Origin of the sequence: Paraburkholderia sp. SUR17 (assembly GCF_029536165.1) — a bacterium.
GTDB lineage: Bacteria > Pseudomonadota > Gammaproteobacteria > Burkholderiales > Burkholderiaceae > Paraburkholderia > Paraburkholderia kururiensis.
In genome coordinates this window covers 872,132-894,465 of sequence record NZ_CP120508.1, presented here as the reverse complement: position 1 = coordinate 894,465, position 22,334 = coordinate 872,132, and the positions used below count along the sequence as shown (strand labels likewise).

17 protein-coding genes are annotated in these 22,334 nt (G+C 66.6%); 7 read left to right on the top strand and 10 right to left on the bottom strand.

The window, feature by feature from the left end; all coding sequences use genetic code 11:
- Positions 1-10: 10 nt before the first annotated feature.
- The 5 genes from P2869_RS04025 to apbC all read right to left on the bottom strand — a co-directional run bounded on the left by P2869_RS04025 (position 11) and on the right by apbC (position 5,859).
- Positions 11-805, bottom strand: a complete 795-nt coding sequence (locus P2869_RS04025; RefSeq protein ID WP_277597538.1) for a lysozyme inhibitor LprI family protein — start codon at positions 803-805, stop codon at positions 11-13.
- Positions 805-3,084 carry an arginine/lysine/ornithine decarboxylase gene (locus P2869_RS04020; protein ID WP_126877824.1) on the bottom strand — a complete coding sequence of 760 codons (2,280 nt, stop codon included), beginning with the start codon at positions 3,082-3,084 and terminating at the stop codon, positions 805-807. Before P2869_RS04020 ends, P2869_RS04025 begins: the two co-directional genes overlap by 1 nt.
- Positions 3,085-3,165: 81 nt before the next feature.
- The gene (gene dcd, locus P2869_RS04015; protein ID WP_017773188.1) at positions 3,166-3,735 is read right to left on the bottom strand and encodes a dCTP deaminase; all 570 of its coding nucleotides are present in this window, start codon (positions 3,733-3,735) and stop codon (positions 3,166-3,168) included.
- Positions 3,736-4,044: 309 nt separating this feature from the next.
- Positions 4,045-4,581, bottom strand: coding sequence for a superoxide dismutase family protein (locus tag P2869_RS04010; RefSeq protein ID WP_017773187.1), 537 nt, complete (start codon positions 4,579-4,581; stop codon positions 4,045-4,047).
- 189 nt (positions 4,582-4,770) lie between these two features.
- Positions 4,771-5,859 (bottom strand): iron-sulfur cluster carrier protein ApbC, encoded by a 1,089-nt coding sequence (apbC, locus tag P2869_RS04005; RefSeq protein WP_017773186.1) that lies wholly within the window; start codon positions 5,857-5,859, stop codon positions 4,771-4,773.
- 325 nt (positions 5,860-6,184) lie between these two features.
- On the opposite strand from apbC, the gene P2869_RS04000 reads away from it, so the two are divergent.
- Both P2869_RS04000 and metG read left to right on the top strand, forming a co-directional pair.
- Positions 6,185-6,835 (top strand): OmpA family protein, encoded by a 651-nt coding sequence (locus P2869_RS04000; protein ID WP_020480654.1) that lies wholly within the window; start codon positions 6,185-6,187, stop codon positions 6,833-6,835.
- A 570-nt stretch (positions 6,836-7,405) separates the two neighbouring features.
- Positions 7,406-9,583, top strand: coding sequence for a methionine--tRNA ligase (gene metG, locus P2869_RS03995; RefSeq protein ID WP_277597537.1), 2,178 nt, complete (start codon positions 7,406-7,408; stop codon positions 9,581-9,583).
- A gap of 15 nt (positions 9,584-9,598) precedes the next feature.
- On the opposite strand, the gene P2869_RS03990 is transcribed toward metG, so the two are convergent.
- Both P2869_RS03990 and P2869_RS03985 read right to left on the bottom strand, forming a co-directional pair.
- Complete coding sequence (locus P2869_RS03990; RefSeq protein WP_277597536.1) at positions 9,599-13,924, bottom strand: translocation/assembly module TamB domain-containing protein; 4,326 nt, start codon at positions 13,922-13,924, stop codon at positions 9,599-9,601.
- A gap of 106 nt (positions 13,925-14,030) precedes the next feature.
- Positions 14,031-15,785 (bottom strand): autotransporter assembly complex family protein, encoded by a 1,755-nt coding sequence (locus P2869_RS03985; RefSeq protein WP_277597535.1) that lies wholly within the window; start codon positions 15,783-15,785, stop codon positions 14,031-14,033.
- 366 nt (positions 15,786-16,151) lie between these two features.
- Here P2869_RS03985 and P2869_RS03980 point away from each other — a divergent pair, with 366 nt between their 5' ends.
- The 4 genes from P2869_RS03980 (at position 16,152) to panD (ending at position 18,720) form a co-directional block, all read left to right on the top strand.
- Complete coding sequence (locus P2869_RS03980) at positions 16,152-16,337, top strand: DUF3460 family protein (RefSeq protein ID WP_017773180.1); 186 nt, start codon at positions 16,152-16,154, stop codon at positions 16,335-16,337.
- Complete coding sequence (locus P2869_RS03975) at positions 16,337-17,200, top strand: ScpA family protein (protein ID WP_017773179.1); 864 nt, start codon at positions 16,337-16,339, stop codon at positions 17,198-17,200. Before P2869_RS03980 ends, P2869_RS03975 begins: the two co-directional genes overlap by 1 nt.
- Positions 17,201-17,471: 271 nt before the next feature.
- On the top strand, positions 17,472-18,305 hold the full coding sequence (panC, locus tag P2869_RS03970) for a pantoate--beta-alanine ligase (protein ID WP_026121123.1): 834 nt from the start codon (positions 17,472-17,474) through the stop codon (positions 18,303-18,305).
- A gap of 28 nt (positions 18,306-18,333) precedes the next feature.
- Positions 18,334-18,720: an aspartate 1-decarboxylase gene (gene panD / locus P2869_RS03965; protein WP_017773177.1), complete on the top strand. Its 387-nt coding sequence runs from the start codon at positions 18,334-18,336 to the stop codon at positions 18,718-18,720.
- A gap of 57 nt (positions 18,721-18,777) precedes the next feature.
- On the opposite strand, the gene P2869_RS03960 is transcribed toward panD, so the two are convergent.
- Positions 18,778-19,410 (bottom strand): ParA family protein, encoded by a 633-nt coding sequence (locus tag P2869_RS03960; RefSeq protein ID WP_026121122.1) that lies wholly within the window; start codon positions 19,408-19,410, stop codon positions 18,778-18,780.
- 250 nt (positions 19,411-19,660) lie between these two features.
- Between P2869_RS03960 and P2869_RS03955 the strand changes: the two genes are divergently transcribed.
- Positions 19,661-20,080 carry a PaaI family thioesterase gene (locus tag P2869_RS03955; RefSeq protein ID WP_277597534.1) on the top strand — a complete coding sequence of 140 codons (420 nt, stop codon included), beginning with the start codon at positions 19,661-19,663 and terminating at the stop codon, positions 20,078-20,080.
- A 163-nt stretch (positions 20,081-20,243) separates the two neighbouring features.
- Here the strand turns inward: P2869_RS03955 and P2869_RS03950 are convergent, their stop codons facing one another.
- Both P2869_RS03950 and P2869_RS03945 read right to left on the bottom strand, forming a co-directional pair.
- Positions 20,244-20,666 (bottom strand): DoxX family protein, encoded by a 423-nt coding sequence (locus P2869_RS03950; RefSeq protein ID WP_017773174.1) that lies wholly within the window; start codon positions 20,664-20,666, stop codon positions 20,244-20,246.
- Between the two features lie 117 nt (positions 20,667-20,783).
- On the bottom strand, positions 20,784-22,319 hold the full coding sequence (locus P2869_RS03945; RefSeq protein ID WP_277597533.1) for a cobyric acid synthase: 1,536 nt from the start codon (positions 22,317-22,319) through the stop codon (positions 20,784-20,786).
- Positions 22,320-22,334: the final 15 nt, after the last annotated feature.

Below are 22,334 nucleotides of genomic sequence, written 5' to 3'. Positions count from 1 at the left end.
CTACCCGAAATCAGTCGTTGCCCACCGTCTCCGACAAACGCTTGAGCGTAGCCACCCGCGCGCCGATGAGGTCGAGCCGGCTGCGTGCATTGACGAGGGGTGTCGTGGCGTCGCGATACGCAAGCCACGCGCGTTCGGCCCGCACGAGCACAGCACGCGAACGCGCCGGCATGCGCACGTAGAGCCGGCGATAGTAGCGGTTCAGATCGAACTCCGCGTGTTCGCACTGCGCGTCGCCGCCGCAGCCGGGTGAGCCGGGCGGCGTGTTGACCGAATCGGTTCTCGCAGTTTCCGCACGCAGCATCAATGCACGGTCGCGCACCGGCTGCAGTTCCATGTCGGCTTGCGAAAGCACGTAGGCCGTGCCGTGCGTCGTCGCGAACACCGCCTGCAACAGCGGCCTTTCCGCGTCGCGCCAGGCGCTCCAGCGCTTCTGGCTGTCCTCCCAGCCCTTGCGCCGCGCGTCCGGTCCTTTGGTCATCAGTTGCCGGTACGCGATGTCGGTCGCGCCCTTCCATGCGGCGCGAGCCGTATCCATGCACTGCACCTGCCCTGAGGTGGACGACATGTCGGCGCGCGCCGAACACGCGCGCATCGCGGCATCGATGGGGTCGGCCGCGGCGACTTCGGCATGGGCAGTGCCGGTCACAACGGCCAGCGGCAAGACCAGCGCCACGGCCAGTGCGGCCGAAAGCGCAACGGTTGCGACCGGCCTCGCGCGCCGGCGCGCGTCGCGGGCGAACCGCCGGGCCGCGTCGAACAGGCGGCCTGTCGTTGCACCGCCGATGTGTTTCCGCTCGCCCATCAGTCGCGCACGCAATCCACGAAGTACTCGATGCGGCCGTTGATCATCTCGCCGACCAACCCGTGAATGTCCGTATGGAAGCCCGGGAAGCGCTCGTTGAACTCGCGCGCAAAGCGCAGGTACTCGACGATCGTGCGATTGAAGCGCTCGCCCGGAATGAGCAGCGGAATGCCCGGCGGGTAAGGCGTGAGCAGCACGGTCGTGACGCGGCCTTCGAGCTGGTCGATGGGCACGCGGTCCACCTCGCGGTGCGCGAGCTTCGCGAACGCGTCCGAGGGCTTCATCGCGGGCTCCATGTTCGAGAGGTACATCTCCGTCGTGAGGCGGGCGATGTCGTTGGCGCGGTACACGCTGTGAATCTGCTCGCACAGGTCGCGCAGGCCGATGCGCTCATACGCGGGATGCTGCGCCACGAACTCGGGCAACACGCGCCACAGCGGCTGGTTGTTGTCGTAGTCGTCCTTGAACTGCTGGAGTTCGGTCACCATCGAGTTCCAGCGGCCCTTCGTGATGCCGATGGTGAACATGATGAAGAACGAGTAGAGCCCCGTCTTCTCGACGATGATGCCGTGCTCCGCCAGGTAGCGCGTGACGATGGCCGCGGGAATGCCGTTCTCGCCGAACTCGCCGTCCACGTCGAGCCCCGGCGTGATGATGGTCGCCTTGATGGGGTCGAGCATGTTGAAGCCTTCGGCCAGCGCGCCGAAGCCGTGCCAGCGGTCGTTCGGGCGCAGCATCCAGTCTTCGCGCGAGCCGATGCCTTCCTCGGCCAGTTCTTCTGGACCCCAGACCTTGAAGAACCAGTCGTCGCCGTACTCGGCGTCCACTTTGCGCATGGCGCGGCGGAAATCGAGCGCTTCGGCAATCGATTCCTCGACGAGCGCCGTACCGCCCGGCGGCTCCATCATCGCGGCGGCCACGTCGCACGACGCGATGATCGCGTACTGCGGGCTCGTGGACGTGTGCATCAGATACGCCTCGTTGAAACGATGGCGGTCGAACGTACTGTTCTCGGAGTCCTGCACGACGATCTGCGACGCCTGCGAGATGCCCGCGAGCAGCTTGTGCGTGGAGTGCGTGGCGAACACGAGCGCGCCCGTGCGCGGACGGCCCGCGCCGATGGCGTGCATGTCCTGGTAGAACGGGTGGAACTCGGCGTGCGGCAGCCAGGCTTCGTCGAAGTGCAGCGTGTCGAGCATGTCGCCGAGCAGGTCCTTGATCATCTCGACGTTGTAGATCACGCCGTCGTAGGTGCTCTGCGTGATGGTCAGGATGCGTGGCTTGAGGTTCGGATTCTTCGCGAGCGCCTCGCGCGCGAACGGGTTCGCCTCGATCTTGCGGCGGATGTTCTCCGGCTTGAACTCGTCGCGCGGAATCGGGCCGATGATGCCGAAGTTGTTGCGCGTGGGCGTGAGGAACACCGGAATCGAGCCCGTCATCATGATGGCGTGCAGGATCGACTTGTGGCAGTTGCGGTCCACCAGCACGATGTCGCCCGGTGCGACCGTGGCGTGCCAGACGATCTTGTTCGAGGTCGACGTGCCATTGGTCACAAAGAACAGGTGGTCGGCGCTGAAGATGCGCGCGGCGTTGCGTTCGGAGGCCGCAACAGGGCCGATGTGATCGAGCAGTTGGCCCAGTTCGTCCACGGCGTTGCAGACGTCGGCGCGCAGCATGTTCTCGCCGAAGAACTGGTGGAACATCTGGCCAAGCGGGCTCTTGAGAAACGCGACGCCGCCCGAGTGACCCGGGCAGTGCCACGAGTACGAGCCTTCGTCCGCGTACTTCACCAGTTCCTTGAAGAACGGCGGCGCGAGCGAATCGAGATAGACCTTCGCCTCGCGGATGATGTGGCGCGCGACGAACTCCGGCGTGTCCTCGAACATGTGGATGAAGCCGTGCAGCTCGCGCAGGATGTCGTTCGGCAGGTGCCGCGACGTGCGCGTCTCGCCATACAGGAAGATCGGGATGTCGGCGTTGCGGCGGCGCACTTCGGTCACGAACGCGCGCAGCTCGATGATGGCCGTGGCGAGTTCGGGCAGCTCGCCGTCCGGGCCCGTTTCGCCGAGCATCAGTTCGTCGTCGTCGATCGAGAGAATGAAGCACGACGCGCGGCTCGACTGCTGGGCGAACGAGGTGAGATCGCCGTAGCTCGTGAGTCCGAGCACCTCCACGCCTTCTTTCTCGATGGCTTCGGCGAGCGCCCGTATGCCGGAGCCCGAGATGTTCTCGGAGCGGAAATCTTCGTCGATGATGACGACAGGAAAACGAAACTTCATGGGGCGATTCTCCAAAAAGAACGACCGCTGCTCGTGCTGCGCAGCGGCCACCCGTCAAGCCGGTGAGTCAGCGCGCAACCGTTACGTCTTGGGCAACGTCACGCCGTGCTGGCCTTGATATTTGCCGCCGCGGTCCGCGTACGACACCTCGCAAACCTCGTCGCTTTCGAAAAAGAGCACCTGCGCGACGCCCTCGTTCGCGTAGATTTTGGCAGGCAAAGGTGTCGTATTCGAGAACTCGAGCGTGACGTAGCCTTCCCACTCCGGCTCGAACGGCGTCACGTTCACGATGATCCCGCAGCGCGCGTAAGTGGATTTGCCGAGGCACACGGTCAGCACGTTGCGCGGAATGCGGAAGTACTCCACGGTGCGGGCGAGCGCGAACGAATTGGGCGGAATGATGCAGACGTCGCCCTTGAAGTCGACGAACGACTTTTCGTCGAAATTCTTCGGGTCGACGATGGTCGAGTTGATGTTCGTGAAGATCTTGAATTCGTCCGCGCAGCGGATGTCGTAGCCGTAGCTCGACGTGCCGTAGCTCACGATCTTGCGGCCGTCCTGCGACGTGCGGACCTGGTCCGGCACGAACGGCTCGATCATCTTGTGCTGTTCGGCCATGCGCCGAATCCACTTGTCGGATTTGATGGTCATGTTGGGACGCTACGCCACTAATTAGGATGGAAGGCGGATCGGCATATGGCGGTGCGCACAGGCGCATCGCAGGCGCTGACAGATGCTGTGCCCCGTGCCGTTCAGTGCCCGCCGACGAAAGCCGCTTATTTTACGCGATATGGGTGACGCTGCCGGGAACGCCCGGATGCGTGGCCCTGCGCGGCGATCGCCGCGAAGCGCGGAGCCGCCGGCACAGGCAAACGGAAGGGGCGAACGGCACGCCACACGGAAACTGACGCGCTGCACCATACGCACCGTACGCACCGTATTGCGCGCCTTGCGGCGGCGTCATTGCTGGCGGATCACCCCGCAGGCGAGTGCCGGGCCGGCGCCATGCTGCGGAAACGCGTAGGGGTCGCCTGCGTCGCGATGGACGAGCACGGAGCGCTGCAACACGGAGCGGATGCCGTCGAGCGAAACGTCCGGCGCCACGATGAAACCGGTGGCCACGCCGTTGGCATCGGCGTGAATGTTGCCGAGGTCGCCTTCCACGCGCGCACCGCTTTTCAACCGCTCGGCGGCGGGCGCGAACACCGGACCGGCGCTCGATCCGTCGGCGGCATTGCAGTCGCCGCGCTCGTGCACCTGAAGCGCGTGGTCGCTGTTGGGCGGCAGACCGGCCAGGTTGTAGGTGACCTGGACGCCGTCCGAGTGTTCGAGGAATGTGACGGTACCGCGGACCTGGTTGGCCACGGTTGACAGCAGTTGCGCGTCGGCACGCTTTTCCTGTGGTCTCAGGAATACGCTGCAGCCCGCGAGAAGCAGGCTGCCCGCAGCCAGCACGATGAATGCGCGCACCGCCTGCCCGTCGAGTCGTTTCTTCATGCGATCCTCTTGTCGGCGCGACACCGCCCCTGCGGCGCCGGACCGGACCTGACGAAGCCCACATGATACCGCGACACCCACGCGGATTGACGCATCTGCAGGTGCGCACGCGTACACACCTGAACGCCGACGTGGGCGCCGTGCACCAGAAAATGCGCGACGCGAGCGCCCGCGTCGACCTCTGGATGCTCAGGTGTTCTGCACGACGATGTTCGGAAACTTCGACGTCATGTCGCGGGCGCGCTCCGCAATGTGGATGGCGACCTTGCGGGCAATCTCGCGATAGATGCCGGCAATGCGGCCCTGCGGATCGGCCGCCACGGTAGGGTGGCCCGAGTCGGCCTGCTCGCGGATCGAGATATCGAGCGGCAGGCTGCCGAGCACCTCGACGCCGTACTCCTTCGCCATCCGCTCGCCGCCGCCCGCGCCGAAGATGTGCTCTTCGTGGCCGCAGTTCGAGCAGATATGCGTGCTCATGTTCTCGACGATGCCGAGGATCGGAATGCCCACCTTCTCGAACATCTTGAGGCCCTTCTTCGCGTCGAGCAGCGCGATGTCCTGCGGCGTCGTCACGATCACCGCGCCCGTCACCGGAACGCGCTGCGCGAGCGTGAGCTGGATGTCGCCCGTACCCGGCGGCATGTCCACCACGAGATAGTCGAGATCGCGCCAGTTCGTCTGCCGCAGCAACTGTTCGAGCGCCGAGGTGGCCATCGGGCCGCGCCACACCATCGGGTTGTCCTGTTCGATCAGGAAGCCGATCGAATTGGCTTGCACGCCGTGGCCCGCGAGCGGGTTCATCGACTGCCCATCCGGCGACTCCGGACGACCTTCGATGCCAAGCATCGTGGGCAGCGAGGGGCCGTAGATGTCGGCATCGAGAATGCCCACCGAGGCGCCTTCCGCGGCCAGCGCAAGCGCAAGGTTCACGGCCGTCGTGCTCTTGCCGACGCCGCCCTTGCCCGAGGCAACGGCCACGATGTTCTTCACGTTGGGCAGCAGCTTGACGCCGCGCTGAACGGTATGCGTCTCGATTTGCTGCGACACCGCGACGCGCACCTCCGAGACGCCCGGCACCTGGGCCAGCGCGCCGGCGACCAGCGCGCGGATCGCTTCGTACTGGCTTCTTGCCGGATAGCCGAGCACCACGTCGAGCGCAACCGTTGCGCCCTCCACGGTCACATTCCTGAAACCCTTCGCTGCCGCAAACGGACGGCCCGTGTTGGGATCCGTGACGGCCGCGAGCGCGGCGTCGACCAAAGCCCGATCAATGCTCATCGATACTCCGTGGGGAACACTGGTGGCGCGGCCCGATCGAATCATCTGGCCGACAGCCGGAATTTGAAAAAGATTGTTAGACGGCATTGCGCGAATCGCACCCCGGAGGCACGCTTCGGCGGCTGCTAGCTCGAAGTCCGCATCGCGGCATGGCCCGAGGTCCTGAGTCTTCGCACCCAGGCCCTTCCGGCCCGGTGCACGCCTCTCGCCGTCATTGTAGTGGCTCGGGCGGCGTGCTGCCCCGAAGACCCTGCTACGCTGTCGGCGCTTGCCAGCAGGTTCGTCGTTGCTGAGATCTGTTTCATTCAAAGAAAGGACCCAGAAAATGAAGACAAAAATCATGACCCGGCTGTCGGTTTTCGCGATTGCTGGCGCGCTCGTCGCCGGCTGTGCGACCCAGCAAGGCACTAACACGGCTGTCGGCACGGGTGTGGGCGCCGGCGTGGGCGCCGGGCTCGGCGCGCTGATCGGCGGCGGCAAGGGTGCCGCCATCGGTGCGGGTGTGGGCGCGGTTGCGGGCGGTGTCACCGGCTACAACTGGCAAGCCATCCGCAACAAGCTCTCGGGCGCGACCAAGGGCACCGGCACCCAGATCACGGAACAGCCGGATGGCTCGCTCAAGCTCAACATCCCGAGCTCGGTCACGTTCGATACGAACAGCTACGCGATCAAGCCGTCGTTCGCGCCGGTGCTCGACCAGGTGGCGCAGACGCTGAACCAGAATCCGGAAGTGATCGCTCAGGTGGTGGGTCACACGGACAGCACTGGCCAGGCGGCATACAACCAGACGCTCTCGGTGAATCGCGCACAAAGCGTCGCGAACTACCTCGCGCAGCACGGCGTGGCAGGCCAGCGCCTGTCGGCAACCGGCATGGGCGCAAGCCAGCCGGTCGCGGACAACAACACGGAAGCAGGCCGTGCACAGAACCGTCGCGTGGAAATCTACCTGCGCGCGACGGCGCAGCACCAAGGCTAAACCTGGTCCAAAGCCAGAGTTGATCGCGGGATCCTCCGCCGGCCGCGCCGCGGTCGGCGAAGGCCGGCCCTGCTTTGCGCGGGTGCCCAACCTGGCCGCAACGGTCACCGTCAGGAAATCGCAAGGCGGTGGAGCGCATTGGGCGACGGATCAGTGCGTGCGAAGGCAACACACGTAACCCACGTAAGAGGAGCGTCAGCCACCCGGACAGCTAGCCGAAAAAAATTTTGGAACCCGGCGAACTCTCTGCAACGTTTGCTGTCTCTTTGTACGGTACGTGGCTGCGATGCTGCCGCGTCACCATTCTCCTCTTGTCGTTGTTGCTCCGGGGCCAGTGCCCCGGTTTTTTTTGCCCGCGATTTTTGCGCGCGCCCTTTGCGCCGCCGTGCTCGCGGCTGTCTTGCGGCCGTCTTGCGGGCCATTCGAACCCGCCGCGTCCCGCATGCCCTTCCCGCGCCTCGCGGAGCGCCTTTCGCCCTTCCAGGCCGGCACGCCGGGCGCTTGCGCCCTGCTAGAATCGAACCTTCGTCCCCTTCGCAACACCGGCAATACCGGAAATCCCCTATCCCTATGTCAGAACCCGTCACCGACCTCTCCGCAGCAGCCGGCGCGCCGTCGGGCCGCCGCCAGATCCTCGTCACGTCTGCCCTGCCCTATGCCAACGGGCAGATCCATATCGGCCATCTGGTCGAATATATCCAGACGGACATCTGGGTGCGCGCGCTGCGAATGCACGGGCACGAGGTCTACTACGTCGGGGCTGATGACACGCACGGCACGCCCGTCATGCTGCGCGCCGAGCAGGAAGGCTTGACGCCGAAAGCGCTGATCGACCGCGTCTGGCAAGAGCACAAGGCCGACATGGACGCATTCGGCATCTCGTTCGACAACTACTACACGACCGATTCGGAAGAGAACCGCGTGCTCTCCGAATCCGTGTATCTGTCGCTCAAAGATGCCGGGCTGATCGACGCGCGCGAGATCGAACAGGCGTACGACCCGGTCAAGAACATGTTCCTGCCGGACCGCTTCATCAAAGGCGAGTGCCCGAAGTGCGGCGCGAAGGACCAGTACGGCGACAGCTGCGAAGTCTGCGGCTCGACCTACCAGCCCACGGACCTCGTGAATCCGTACTCGGTGGTCTCTGGCGCCACGCCCGTGCGCAAGACCTCGACACACTACTTCTTCCGGCTGTCGGACCCGCGCTGTGAAAACTTCCTGCGCGGCTGGGTGGAAGGGCTCGCGCAGCCGGAAGCCACCAACAAGATGCGCGAATGGCTGGGCGCGCCGGGCGAAGCGAAGCTCGCCGACTGGGACATTTCCCGCGACGCACCCTATTTCGGCTTCGAGATTCCGGGCGCGCCCGGCAAGTACTTCTACGTCTGGCTCGACGCCCCCGTGGGCTACTACGCGAGCTTCAGCAATCTCGCGCAACGTCTCGGGCTCGACTTCGACGCGTGGGTGAAGGCCGGCTCCGCCGCCGAGCAGTACCACTTCATCGGCAAGGACATCCTGTACTTCCACACGCTGTTCTGGCCCGCCATGCTGGAATTCTCGGGCCACCGCACGCCCACCAACGTGTTCGCACACGGCTTTCTCACGGTGGACGGCGCGAAGATGTCGAAGTCGCGCGGCACGTTCATCACCGCGAAGAGCTACATCGACACGGGGTTGAATCCCGAATGGCTGCGCTACTACTACGCGGCCAAGCTCAACAGTACGATGGAAGACATCGACCTGAGCCTCGAAGACTTCCAGGCGCGCGTGAACAGCGATCTGGTGGGCAAGTACATCAACATCGCGAGCCGCGCGGCGGGCTTTCTGATCAAGCGCTTCGAGGGTCGCGTGCAGGACAGCGCCATGCAGCATCCGCTCCTCGGCACACTGCGCGCAGCCATCCCGCAGATCGCGGCGAACTACGAGGCACGCGAGTACAGCCGCGCGCTGCGCCACACGATGGAGCTTGCCGACGCGGTGAACGCCTACGTGGACGGCGCGAAACCCTGGGAGCAGGCCAAGGATCCCGCCAATGCGGTGGCGCTGCACGAGACCTGCAGCGTGAGCCTCGAGGCCTTCCGGCTGCTGTCGCTTACGCTCAAGCCGGTGCTGCCCGGTCTGGTTGCAGGAGTCGAGGCGTTCCTGTCGATCAAGCCGCTCACGTGGACCGATGCTGGCGTGCCGCTCTCCTCGCAGCAGCCGATCAACGCCTACAAGCACCTGATGACGCGCGTCGAGCCGAAGCAGATCGATGCGCTGCTCGCGGCGAACCGTTCCTCGCTTGCGCCGACCGAAGGTTCGGCCGCGAGCGCAAACACCGGCGCCGCGGCGAACGGCGGCAAGGCAGCCGCGTCGGCCGCCGTCAAGCCCGCGAAGGCCGGCAAGAGCGCGCAGGCAGACGAAACGCCCGAAGTCATCTCCATCGACGACTTCGCGAAGATCGATCTGCGCGTGGCGCTCATCGTCGATTGCCGCACGGTGGAAGGCTCGGACAAGCTGCTGCAACTCACGCTCGACGTGGGCGAAGACAAGCCGCGCAACGTGTTCTCCGGCATCCGCTCGGCCTACAAGCCCGAGGACCTGGTGGGCAAGCTCACGGTGATGGTGGCCAACCTCGCGCCGCGCAAGATGAAGTTCGGGCTCTCCGAAGGCATGGTGCTCGCCGCTTCCGCTGCGGACGAGAAAGCCGAACCGGGCCTCTACGTGCTCGAACCGCACAGCGGGGCGAAGCCGGGAATGCGGGTTCGCTAAACCCCGAACGCGGCGCTACCACCGGATCCGGTCGAAGCGCCGCGTATAGAACAGATCCACGCCCTTGAACGTGCCGCCATAGGCGGCCACCGACCAGTAGCGCGTCAGGTTCACGGTCGCCTTGATAGCGTTGGCGGCGGACTGCAAGCCCTGCTCGTAGCCCAGCACGAGCCACTCGCTGATCGCCTTCGAAACCAGCACCACCTGCGGGTCGGTCAGACCCACGTCGCTGCGTCCCACCGAGACTTCGTCGAGCCCCACCGTCTGCGCAATGCGCTTGCCGCCCGCGCTGCCCAGCAGCGCGAGCGCTGTGGTCATCGAGCTTTGCTGCCCGAGGTTGTTGCCCTGGTCCGTACCGTGGCCGAACAGCAGCCACGAGAGCTTTTCGTTGTCCGACACGTTCGGCTCGGAGACGAGCCTCACGTCGGGCGACTGCACCGTGCCCGTCACCTGCACGCCCGCTTCCACCTGCTGATTGCGCCGCATTGCGAGAATATTGATGCCCGGATTCGCCACCGGCCCATTGAACGTGAAGAACCCGTTTTCGATAGCGAGCTTGCGGCCGAACGCCGTATAGGTGGAGCCTTCGGTCACGCGGACGTTGCCCACCGCGCGCAGCGGCAGATTCGGCGCGCTCATCGCCGTGATGGTGCCGCGCAGACCCAGGTCCGCGCCCACGCCGCGGAAGCGGAAGTCGTTGCCCAGATCGATGTCGATGTTGGCGCGCGGCGCAAAGCGCCCCACCGGCTTGTTGCTGCCTGCCACCGGCGGCGGCTTGCCGCCGCGCGTGGTGCCGTCCGGCCGCACGATCACCACGTCGTCGCCCAGTTCCGGCGCCGACTGTTCGGGCATGTCGAAGAGCGCGTGATCCACGCGGAACTTGCCGTTGATCGCGAGGCCGCCGACGAGCCCGGCGTTCGCCACGCTCGCACTGCCGGAGAGCGACAGCCGCCGGTCCGGTGATGCAAAGAGTTCGAGCTTGTCGGCAACGATGCTCGCCGTGAGATCGGGCTCGTCGCTGTCCAGCCGCACGCGCCCCGTGGCCCGTAACGTACCGCTCGCGCCGTGGAACTCGACCTGCTGGAAATCGACCAGGTTTTCCGTGAGCGCAATGTGGATCACGCCGTCCTTCAACTGCACGCCCTGATCCACCATCGTGGCCGAGAGCCCGTCGCCCAGCAGCGAGCCCGAGACATTCGGTTTGCCGAGCGTGCCCGCAAGCACGAGCTTCAACGCGAGGTGCCCGTCGAGCAGGTAGCCGGGGCCGAACAGTCCGCCCGTGGTCTTGAGTTGCGGCACGTTCGCGTTGATGGCCCCGGTGAGCGGCGAGGCGTCGTCCGCGGTCAGGACCCCGTCGCGCATCGCGAGCGTCGTGGCGGCATTGGCGTCGATCACGCCAATGCGGCTTGCCTGCGCGTGCAGGGTGGTGTTCACGCGGTTGCCGTTGCTGAAGTCCGCGCGCGCCGCGATGTCGGTGATGCCGAGCGGCGCGAGCCCGCGCGACACTTCGAGCGTGATGTCGCCCGAGCGGCGCTTCACGGCGATGTGCCCGGTGGCGGTCTCGCCGAGTGCGAAGTCCCAGTCGCTGTCGAACACGAGATCGGTGCGCAGCGTGGGCGACGGCGCGCCCGTGATCTCGTGGCGCAATTCGAGCACGCGTGCAAGCGACACGCCCGTCAGCGTTCCCGCCGAGCGAATGCGGCCGTGATCGTAAGTGAACGACTTGAGATCGAGCGACGCGCCTTCCAGCGTGAGCCGCGTCGCGCCCAGCGTCACCTTGCCCGGCGCCACCGCCAGCGCAAGCGGCACGTCGAGACTCGCCTGCGGTGTGCCGCGATTCGCGAGCCGCGTGATAGTGCCGTCCCAATGCGTGCCGTCGCTCGCGTCGGTGAGACGGCCGTTGGCGGCGAGCGTCAGATCGACCGACTGGTCCTGGATCTTGCCCACCGCGGCGGCTTCCAGCGTGTGCTTCGCCCGCGTGCCGGAGAGGCGCGCGGTCAGCGTCGAGAGGTTCACGCCCGCGGTGGTGAGCTCGCGTGCGTCGGTCGTAAAGGCGAGTGTGCCGTTCGGGCCGTCGCGCATCTCGGCATGGCCCTGCGCGTGGCCAACGCGGTTCGAGCCCACCACGACGCCGTCGGCCTGGTAGTCGAGCGCGACATTGGGATGCGTGAACGTGCCCGTGACGTCGCCGTCGGCGGAGACGAAACCTGCAAGGCCGAAGCCGAGGCGCTCCAGTTGCGGCGCGTTGACCCTGAAACGCAGCCGGTCGCCGCGCGCACCGAAACTGCCTTGCAGATCGACGTCGTTGCCCGCCACCGAGAGGTTCACCTTGCTCGGCAGGATGCGCGAGCCGGCCAGTTGCACGGTGCCCGAGCCGGTCATCGGGAGGTTGTCGTAGACGCTCGGGCCCAGGCGGAACTCGGCGCGCGTCGTGAAGGTGGGCGCGAGCACGCCCGTGGCAGCGAGCGTGCCGTTCACGCGCGCCTCGATGCGACGTGTCGCGGCAGCCGGTTTGGCCGTTTTCCGGGCGACCGGCTTCACTGCACCCTTGCCCGCGCTGGCCGTCTGCTTCGCCGCGCCAGCCTTACTGGTTGCCGACTGGCTGGCCGCCACCGAAGCCGACGGCCCCTGCGAGGTCAGCGCGAGCGGGTCGAAATCCGTGAGCGTCGCTTTGAGGTTCCAGGTGGAACTGGCGTCGTGCTTGATCGCGCCGGACAGATCGACGCGGCCGCGGCCCGCGCTCACGCGCACGTCGTTGAAGCTGGTGCGCGCCGGGTCGAACGTCACCTTGCCCTGGGCGCGCAGCGCCGCCTTGGGGTCGGCGAGGTCGAGCGTGATGGTCTGGATGTCGTCGTTGAGACGAATGCCGATGGGGCCGGACAGGTTGGTGGGCCGCACGCTTGCTTCGAGTGCGTTCAGGTCCAGCCCGGCCACGCGCAGATCGAGCTGGCCGCGCTTGCCGGCGAGCGTACCGCCACCTGTCACCGTGGCGTTCTTCACGAGCCGCACGTTGAGATTCGAGACGCGCTGCGTCTTCGCGTCGAGCCAGACGTCCGCACGGGCGTCGATGAGCGGCAGCAGCTTCGCATCGAGCGCGCCCGGCTTGGCATTGGCGATAGAAACCGAACCGGTGACCGCGAAGGTCTGGGTTTTTGCGGCAGTGGCAGGCTTGGCGGCAGTCACGGCTTGGGCTGCGCTACCCGTCGATGCGCCATTCGACGCGGCACTCGATGCGGCACTCGCCCCGGCACTCGCACCAGCTACCAGCGAAGCGGTACGCGCGGACACCGCCGAAGCGCCGCTCGCCGCCGGCGCAAAAACACCGCTTGCACCAGCGCCCGATGCCCCGCCCGCAGGCATGCCGCCCTGCCCCCGCTCCGCGCCGGTCGCCGTCGCCGGCTGCAACTCGGCACGCACGGCGAGATCCGCGAATGGCGCCGAAGGCGAAAACGCCTGCGGATTCACGTGATCGAAGGCCACCGTTGCGCGCTTGAGCGGCACGTCGGCAAAGGGCGTCGCCTCCACGTGCGCGTGGCCGGTCAACTTGAGCCCGCTCGCATCCACTTCCGCCGCAAGCGCCTCCAGCGTGCCGGTCAGATGAGCGCGCACCTGCACGTCTTCGTCGTTGACCTTGCCCGAATAACCGGCGTCGCCCGCCAGCGCGAACGGCCGCACGCCGTCGAGCGTCGCATGCGCCGTGACCGCGCCATACGGCGTGTCGAGCCGCTCGACGGACGCCTCGTGATGCCGGCCGTCGCTGCGGCCATGAAAGACGAAGCGCGAGAAGGTGGTGGTCGAGGCGCCCTCGTGCAGCACGAGTTGATCCACCTGCACGTCGCGCAGGTCGAGTGCGAGCGGCAGTTGCAGGTCCTGCGGCAACGTCGTGGGCCCGGACGATGGCGACGGCACGAGCCGCGCCTCGATCGTGCCGACATGCAGGTAATCGACGGTGAAGCGCCACGGCTGCCGCGACAGCGCCCATTGGCCCGCGATGCGGTCGATCTTGATGTCCGTGCCGTCGCTGCCGCGCCACTCCACGCGGCGCAGCCGCACGCCGGTGGCCAATGCGCCGCCGTCCAGCTGACCGGTCAGCTTGCCGCCCAGCAGCTTCACCGCGGCCTGCCACGTCCAGGCGGTGCCCCGCTCGGTGGTGAGCGCGCCATACAGCAATCCCACGACGAGCACGGCCAGCACTACGGGCACGCCGATCAGCCACGCCAGCAGCTTGCCGGCGCGCGCAAGGCGGCCCGGGCGCGGCGGCTCGCCGTTGCCCCCGGAACCCGCGGATGCGGGGCCGTCGGGTTCAGGCGCGGGCGGCTGGGTGGAGGGGTCCGTGGTCATGCTCGCTGCGATGTCAAAGGTCAGTCAGCCAATTGCGGTGGATGGAAGGGCTCGAAATGCCGAGGTCGATTACGCTAAAGACACGCCAAAGGCTGCGGTAACAACATCAGAACGCGATGCCCAGCGTGAGATACGGCCGCACGCTGTGGTTGCGGGTGCCGTACGCCAGATCGACGTTCACCGGCCCCACCGGGCTGCGCCACCTGGCGCCTACGCCCACGCCCGGATAGAACGCTTTCTCGTGCCACGAGTCCGCGGCGGTACCGATGTCGAAGAACGCCGCGGCGCCCCAGTCGTGATTGAACCAGTGCTGGTACTCCGTGGACGCCGTCATCAGGTACTTGGTCGGCAGGATCGAGCCGTTCACATTGCGGCCGAGGCTTTGGTAGCTGTAGCCGCGCACCGAATTCGAGCCGCCCGCGCGAAACAGCAGCGAAGCCGGTATGCCCGCCGAACTGCCGCTCGTGAAGACGCCGCCCAGCTCCGCGCGAAACAGCACGAGGTCGTACTTGCCGATGGGCACGTACTGCTGGCCGCGCACGTAACCGCGAATGAACGACTGGTCCGTGAGCACGTGCTTCACGGCAAAGCCCGCCTCGGCGCGAATCAGGTTGCCCGAGCGCGGAAAGAGCGGGTCGTCGACATTGCGGCGCGTCCACGACCATGCCGGCACGAGCGCGCGGCTCGTGGTGGGCGCACCCGTGTTCTGCGTGAGCCGGTCCTGGTAGTAGAGAATCGAGTAGCCGTAGTCGATGCGCTGCGACGTGCGCGTGCGCTGCAAACCGGCACGCGCGCTGTAGATGTGCGTGTCCGACACGTCGGTGCTGGTGTAGGACGCCAGCGCGCTGTTGGTCCAGGCGCGCGGGCCCGGCGGCATGGCGAGCTCGATCTGGCCGTACTGCTGGATCTGATCGATGCGGCCGTCCACGGAAAACGGCCACGCGCGGCCGAACGTGTCGAGGTACGAGTAGGAGCCCTGCACGTGCGGCCCGGTATCCGTGGAGTAGCCGACGCTGCCGCGAAAGTTGTTGTACGGGTACTCGCTCACCTTCACGTGGATGGGCGTGTCGAGCGGCTTGCTGGTGTCGTCATCGACGTCGATGGCCACGCTCGCGTAGTACGGCGTGTTCTGCAACTGGCGCTGGAGTTCACGAATGCGCTGGGCGTCGTAAATGTCGCCCTGCGACACGGGGTTCACGTCGCGCACGATCTGCTCGGGATAGCGGCGCGTGCCCGACACGTCGAGCGGGCCCATCGTGAAGGTGGGCCCGCTCTCGAACGTGACCGAGAGTTTCGCGTCGTGCTTCTGCGGATTGATGCGCGCCTCGGACTGCGAGATCTTCGCGCCAAGATAGCGGCGCGCCTGCAACGCCTTGAGCGCGGCCTTCTTGGCGTCGTCCCAGCCCGACTGCGAGAACGCGTCGCCCTCGTGCAGCGAGAACGCGAAACGCGCGGTGTTCTCCTGAGCTGGGTCTTCGGTGAGGATAGGTCCCTTGAATGACAGCGAGACCGACGAGATCGTGGTCTGCTCGCCCGGATCGACGAACACCGTGACCCGCTTTCTGCCGCCAACCGTGCGCACGTCGGTGCGCACCACGGGCGAAAAGTAGCCGTCCGTCGCAACGAGGTCGCGCGCCTGCTGCGGCGTGGCGGTGACGAGAAAGTCGAACTGGTCGTCCGAGATGTCCTTGCGCGTGGCGAAGCGCACGATGTCGAGATGCGCTTCGAGCAGCTTGCGCACCGAACGCGGCGAGGCCTCCACATCGACGTCGTACACGCGCGAGGCCGCGTGCGCCGCGCCCCAGAAGAGGAACACACAACACGCCGCGACCCGCGCGGCCATGGCCCATGCCCTTCGCATGCGTGACGGTTCGATTGCACATCCCGCCAAACGGGACCTCCCTGCGGCTGTTGTTGAATTCGTTTCGGTTGAGGCACTGGCAGCGCTCGCCACACTCGCCGCGCTCGCGCCACGGGCACGCCGGGCACGAGTGCTGTATTTGACCACATCGCCGCACGCCTGTAGCCCGCATCGAGGCCCCTGCGCGTGCGCCTCGCGCCGCCCCACGCGGGCGATTGGACGCGCCTGCCCGCCGGTTGTTCCTCGGCCCGGCGCTTGCGGTAAAATTACGCGCCACACGAGAATCGACGGATAACCGGCGGCCGGCCACGCCGGAGCCGACCGGCCGCCGGTAGCCTTTTTGACGGACTTGACGGACGACGTGCCATGTATCAGTCGGATATCACCCAGTTCCTGAATCAGCTCAAGCAGCAAAAACCCAGCCTCGAAGAAGAGCAGCGCCGCGGCCGCGCGCTCTTGTGGGACAAGCAGCCCATCGACCTCGAAGAGCGCGCCGACCAGCAGGCCTCGCGCGTGAAGCAAACGCCGTACGTCTACTACCAGAACTTCTGATGTCGGCCGCGGACAGCGGCACGCCGGACGAAGGCACCGCGCTCGCCACACCCGCTACGGACTCCACGCCCGACACGGTCGACGGCGTGGCGTTCGCGCGTCTGTACGGCGAGCCGCTCTTCAAGGTGCCGCAGGATCTGTACATTCCGCCGGACGCGCTCGAAGTCTTTCTCGAAACCTTCGAAGGCCCGCTCGACCTGCTGCTGTACCTGATCCGCAAGCAGAACTTCAACGTGCTGGACATTCCGATGGCGGAAGTCACGGCACAGTACCTCGGTTACGTCGATCAGCTGCGCCACACCAATCTCGAGCTTGCCGCCGAGTATCTGCTGATGGCGGCCATGCTCATCGAGATCAAGTCGCGCATGCTGCTGCCGGTGAAGAAGGCCGACACGGGCGAGGAAGCCGAAGACCCGCGCGCCGAACTCGTGCGGCGTCTGCTCGAATACGAGCAGATGAAGCTCGCGGCGCAGCGGCTCGACCAGCTGCCGCAACTGGGCCGCGACTTCCTGCGCGCCGAGGTCTACATCGAGCAGAGCATCACGCCGCGCTTTCCGGACGTGAACAGCGACGACCTGCGCGCCGCGTGGGCCGACGTCATCAAGCGCGCGAAGCTCGTGCAGCACCACAAGATCACGCGCGAGGAACTCTCGGTACGCGAGCACATGAGCGTGATTCTGCGCAGACTGCAAAACGCGCGCTTCATGGAGTTCTCGGAACTCTTCGACGTGACGCGCGGCGTGCCGGTGGTGGTGGTGAACTTCATCGCGATGCTGGAGCTTTCGCGCGAGTCGCTGATCGAGATCACCCAGGCGGAGCCTTTCGCGCCCATCTACGTGCGGCTCGCGTATTTGCCGGCTTGACGCTCGCGCCGGGTGAGTTTCCGGGCGACTGAGGGAAGTTGCCCCGGCCTGATCTGCCCACGCCGCTACACCACCGTCGCACTGAACCGGGGCATGCCTCGAATCGGTGCGGCAGAGAGGCAAATCGACTACAATCCGGCGCTTCGGACACCGTCCCGCCGCCCCCCGCGCGCCGCACGGACCCGATACCGGCAGACACGGGGCCGCTAAGGGGCGCGCCCGTGGCAGCCACCGTTCCGACCCGCATCGCGCGAATCCATTCAGTCCGATCATGAAAGTCATCAGTTCAATCCAGGAATTGCGCGACCAGCTGCGCGGCCAGAACCGCACGGCTTTCGTGCCCACCATGGGCAACCTGCATGAAGGGCACCTCTCGCTCATGCGCCTCGCGCGCCAGCACGGCGATCCGGTGGTGGCCAGCATCTTCGTGAACCGTCTGCAGTTCGGCCCGAACGAGGACTTCGACAAGTACCCGCGCACGCTGCAAGACGACATCGAGAAGCTTCAGAAGGAAAACGTGTATGTGCTGTTCGCGCCCACGGAGCGCGACATGTACCCGCAGCCGCAGGAATACCGCGTGCGTCCGCCGCACGATCTCGGCGACATTCTGGAAGGCGAGTTCCGGCCCGGTTTCTTCGAGGGCGTCTGCACCGTGGTGATGAAGCTGATGTCGTGCGTGCAGCCGCGCGTGGCCGTGTTCGGCAAGAAGGACTATCAGCAGCTCATGATCGTGCGGGCCATGTGCCAGCAGTTCGCGCTGCCCATCGACATCGTCGCGGCAGAAACCGTGCGCGACGCCGACGGCCTCGCGCTCAGCTCGCGCAACCGTTATCTCACGCCTTCCGAGCGCGCCGAAGCGCCGCAGCTCGCGGCCACGCTCCAGCAGGTGCGCGAAGCTATTCAGGGCGGCCGGCGCGATTTCGCGCAGATCGAGCGCGAAGCGATGGCGCTGCTGGCAAGCCGCGGCTGGCAGCCCGACTACATCGCCGTGCGCAAGCGCGTGGACCTGTTGCCGCCGGGCGCTGCGGATACCGAAGCGCCGCTCGTCGTGCTCTCGGCGGCGAAACTCGGCGCCACGCGCCTCATCGACAACCTCGAAATCTGACGCGACAGCGCGCAGCCGGGAGACGAACATGCAACGCCACATGCTCAAATCGAAGATCCACCGCGCCGTGGTCACGCACTGCGAACTGCACTACGAGGGTTCGTGCGCGATCGACGAAAACCTGCTCGAAGCGGCGAACATCGTGGAAAACGAGCGCATCGACATCTGGAACATCAACAACGGCGAGCGCTTTTCAACCTACGCGATCAAGGGCGAGCGCGGCAGCGGCATGATTTCGCTGAACGGGTCGGCGGCGCGGCGCGCGCAGTTGGGCGACCTCGTCATCATCGCGGCGTTCGCGGCCGTGGACGAAGCCGAACTCAAGGCCGGCTGGAAGCCGAATCTCGTGTTCGTCGACGAGCACAACCGCATCAAGGGCAGCCGCGACCACGTGCCCACGCAGAGCTGGAGCTGAGTCGAATAACGGCCTCGCTTAATACCTTCAGTTAGCACCTTCAGTTAGCCCCTTCAATTAGCGGCCGGCGCCGGTCACCCATTCGAGAATCGGCTGCCACTGCTCCAGATCTTTCTCCACACGGCTTTTGGCGACATCCCACAGCGTGAGGCCGTGCGCCGCAAGCTGTACGTAGTTCTGCGTATCGCGCAGATAGCCGAGCACCGGCAGGTCGAGCCCTTCCACGAAACGGTGCAGCTGTTCCGCGGAGCGCGTGCGCGCATCCACGCGCATGCCCACCACGCCAACCTGGATCGAGCCCTTGCGGACGGCCTTTTCCTTCGCGAGCTTCTCGAGGAAGTCCTGGGTCGCGAGAATGTCGAAGAGCGACGGCTGCAGCGGCACGATGACCTTGTCAGCCAGATCCAGCGCCACGCCGAGACGGTTGCCGTGCAGCCCCGCCGGCGTATCCACGACTGCGCGCTCGAGCCCCTTCGGCGGCTTGGCCGGCGCGTCCAGATCGACATCCCAGCTTTCGATGGGCGGCAGCCCCGCTGGCCGCAGGTCGAGCCACGCGTGCGACGACTGCTGCCGGTCGAGGTCGGCGAGCGCCACCCACTCGCCCTGCGCCGCAAAATAGCCCGCCAGATTGGTGGACAGCGTGCTCTTGCCCACGCCGCCCTTGGGATTCGCCACCACAATCACCGTCATGAAAACTCCCGTCAAGAAGGCCGGCGTGCCGCCAGCCGGTTTGCCGTCGCCTGCGCCGGCACGCCGCTGCGTCGCGTGCTGCGTGGCCGCCGCCAGGACCGCGCGGCCGCACACGCCCTGCCTGCACCGGCCCGATTCTGCAGCGGATTGCCGTATAGCCGTCGATAATATCGGCAAAATCGGCCGCGCCGAAGCCCTGCGGCGATCATTCGGCCATCCGGCCATCCGCAACGAACACGGAGACAACACGATGAGTACGCTGCGCGCGAACATGACCCCCGATTTTCTGCGGGAACGACAGCGCGGCCGGCTGCCCGAACTGCTCGGCGTGCGCACCGTGACGGTGGAACAGGACCGGCTCGTTGCGGAACTCGACGTGCGCGGCGAGCTGCTCGCGCCCAACGGCTTTCTGCACGCCGCCACGGTGATCGGGCTGGCCGACACGGCCTGCGGCTACGCCTGCCTTGCGCATCTGCCGGAAGCGGCGCGCAACTTCACCACGGTCGAACTCAAGAGCAATTTCCTCGGCACCGCGACCGAAGGGACGATCCGCGCCGAAGCGACGGCGGCGCATCTGGGCCGCAGCACGCAGGTATGGGACGCGAAGGTGACGGGCGCGGACGGCCGGACCATCGCCCTCTTCCGGTGTACGCAGATGGTGCTGTACTAATGCCGCCGTGCGGCGCGCATCGAGCAACGCGCGTGGATGGGTGATCCAGGAACAGAAAGGCCGTGCTCCCTCCCGGGAGACACGGCCTTCGCGTTTTGCGTTTTGAGGCGGCGCGGCGGCGCCACTTCGGCGTATCGAAACCCTCAGGCTGCCTCAGGCAACCTCAGGCAGCGACGGGCCGCCCAGCCTTGGCCCGCGCGCTAGACACCGCCGCCAACCCGCCCCCCAGCAGCGACTGCACGACCAGGGTCACGGCCCAGAACGCCGGATATTCCCAGCCGCCGTGCGGCGACGCGAAGCCCCAACCGTTGTGCAGGTGCGCGGACATCGCGCCCAGCATGAAAGGCAGCAGCACGAGCGCGACCCAGCGCACCTGGAAGCCGGCGAGCAGCGCGATACCGCCCGCCAGTTCGATGAACGCCGTGACATAGCCGAGCCAGCCAGGCAGCCCCAGCGACACGAAGAACGCGGCCGTGCCGGGCAGCGTGAAGACGAAGATCTTTTGCAGCGAGTGAGCGAGATACAGAACGCCGAGCGCGAGGCGCAGGATCAGCGCGGCGGCGTCGGCAGTACGGGTCGAATTCATAGCGGTTCCTTTGAACGGGTGGACGCCAAAAGGCGGCGTCGATGCCCGCACTATATTCGAACCGTATGCGACAAAAAACCGCTGCCCCGGCGCAGATTGTTTCCCAGCAGGAACGAATCAGCGCCCACCAGCCGCCTGGCGGATGACCGCCATCAGCCGTTCGAGATCGAGATGGGCGGCCAACGTATCCGCCAGCCGGTCCAGCGAGGCCTCCCGCAGCGCGGCATAGTCCACCGTTTCGGCCGTCGCGAGTCCGGCCCAGGCCAGCAGCGCCTGGCAGGCGGCCGGCGTATCGAAGAGGCCGTGCACGTAGGTCGCGAAGATTTGTCCGTCGGCCGACAGCGCGCCGTCGGGACGTTGGCCGCCGTCCCCCGTGTCGAGCAGCAGCGCCGGCGTTCCGACCGCCGCGCCTTCGGTCACGCCCATGTGGATTTCGTAGCCCGCCACGGCCGGCGCGCCGGGCAGCGCGAGCGCGCCGCAGACGTTCGCGAGCGTCTTCTCGCGCGTAAGCGTGGTCGCGAAGTCGAGCCAGCCCAACCCTTCGTCCGCGCCCGGCACGCCTTCCACGCCGTGCGGGTCGGCAATCTCGCGACCCAGCATCTGCATGCCACCGCAAATGCCGATCACGCGTCCGCCATAGCGCAGATGCCGCCGCAGCGCCTCGTCCCAGCCTTGCTCACGCAGCCACGCAAGGTCGCTTCGCACGTTCTTCGAGCCCGGCAAAATCACGAGGTCGGCTGCCGGCAGCGGGCTGCCGGCGCGCACGTAGCTGAACTCGACCTGCGGATGCGCGCGCAGCGCGTCGAAGTCGGTGTGGTTGCTGATGTGCGGCAGCACCGGCACCACGACACGCAGCACGGCGCCGTCGCCCGTCTGCGCGCGACGATGCAGGTCGCGCGGCAGCATGTCTTCGGCGTCCAGCGTGAGCCCGTGCAGATACGGCAGCACGCCGAGCACGGGCTTGCCCGTCTGCGCCTCCAGCCAGTCGAGCCCGGGTTGCAGCAGGCTCACGTCGCCGCGAAAGCGGTTGATGACGAAGCCCTGCACGCGCTCGCGCTCGCTCTCCGACAAGCAGGCGAGCGTGCCGAGCAGATGCGCGAATACGCCGCCGCGATCGATGTCGGCCACGAGCACCACCGGGCAATCCACCGCTTCGGCGAACCCCATGTTGGCGATGTCGCCTTGCCGCAGATTGATCTCCGCCGGGCTGCCCGCGCCTTCCACGAAGATCGTGTCGTAGCGATCGCACAGCCGTGCATACGACGCGAGCACCGCCTCGCGCGCCACCGGCTTGTAGTCATGATAGGCGCGCGCATCGAGATTCATGCGCACACGGCCATGCACGATCACTTGCGCGCCGCAATCGCTCGTGGGTTTGAGGAGCACGGGGTTGAGGTCCGTGTGCGCGTCGATGCCCGCGGCCACCGCCTGCAGCGCCTGGGCGCGACCGATCTCGCCGCCATCCACGGTCACGGCACTGTTGAGCGCCATGTTCTGCGGCTTGAACGGTGCGACGCGTGCGCCCGCGTGGCGTGCGAGCCGGCACAGGGCGGCGACGAGCGTGCTCTTGCCGGCGTCGGACGTGGTGCCCTGGATCATCAGCGTGCCGCGCGGCACGCGCAGCCCTTGCGGCAGAGAAACGGTCATCGGCATGGAAGGAACGGGAAG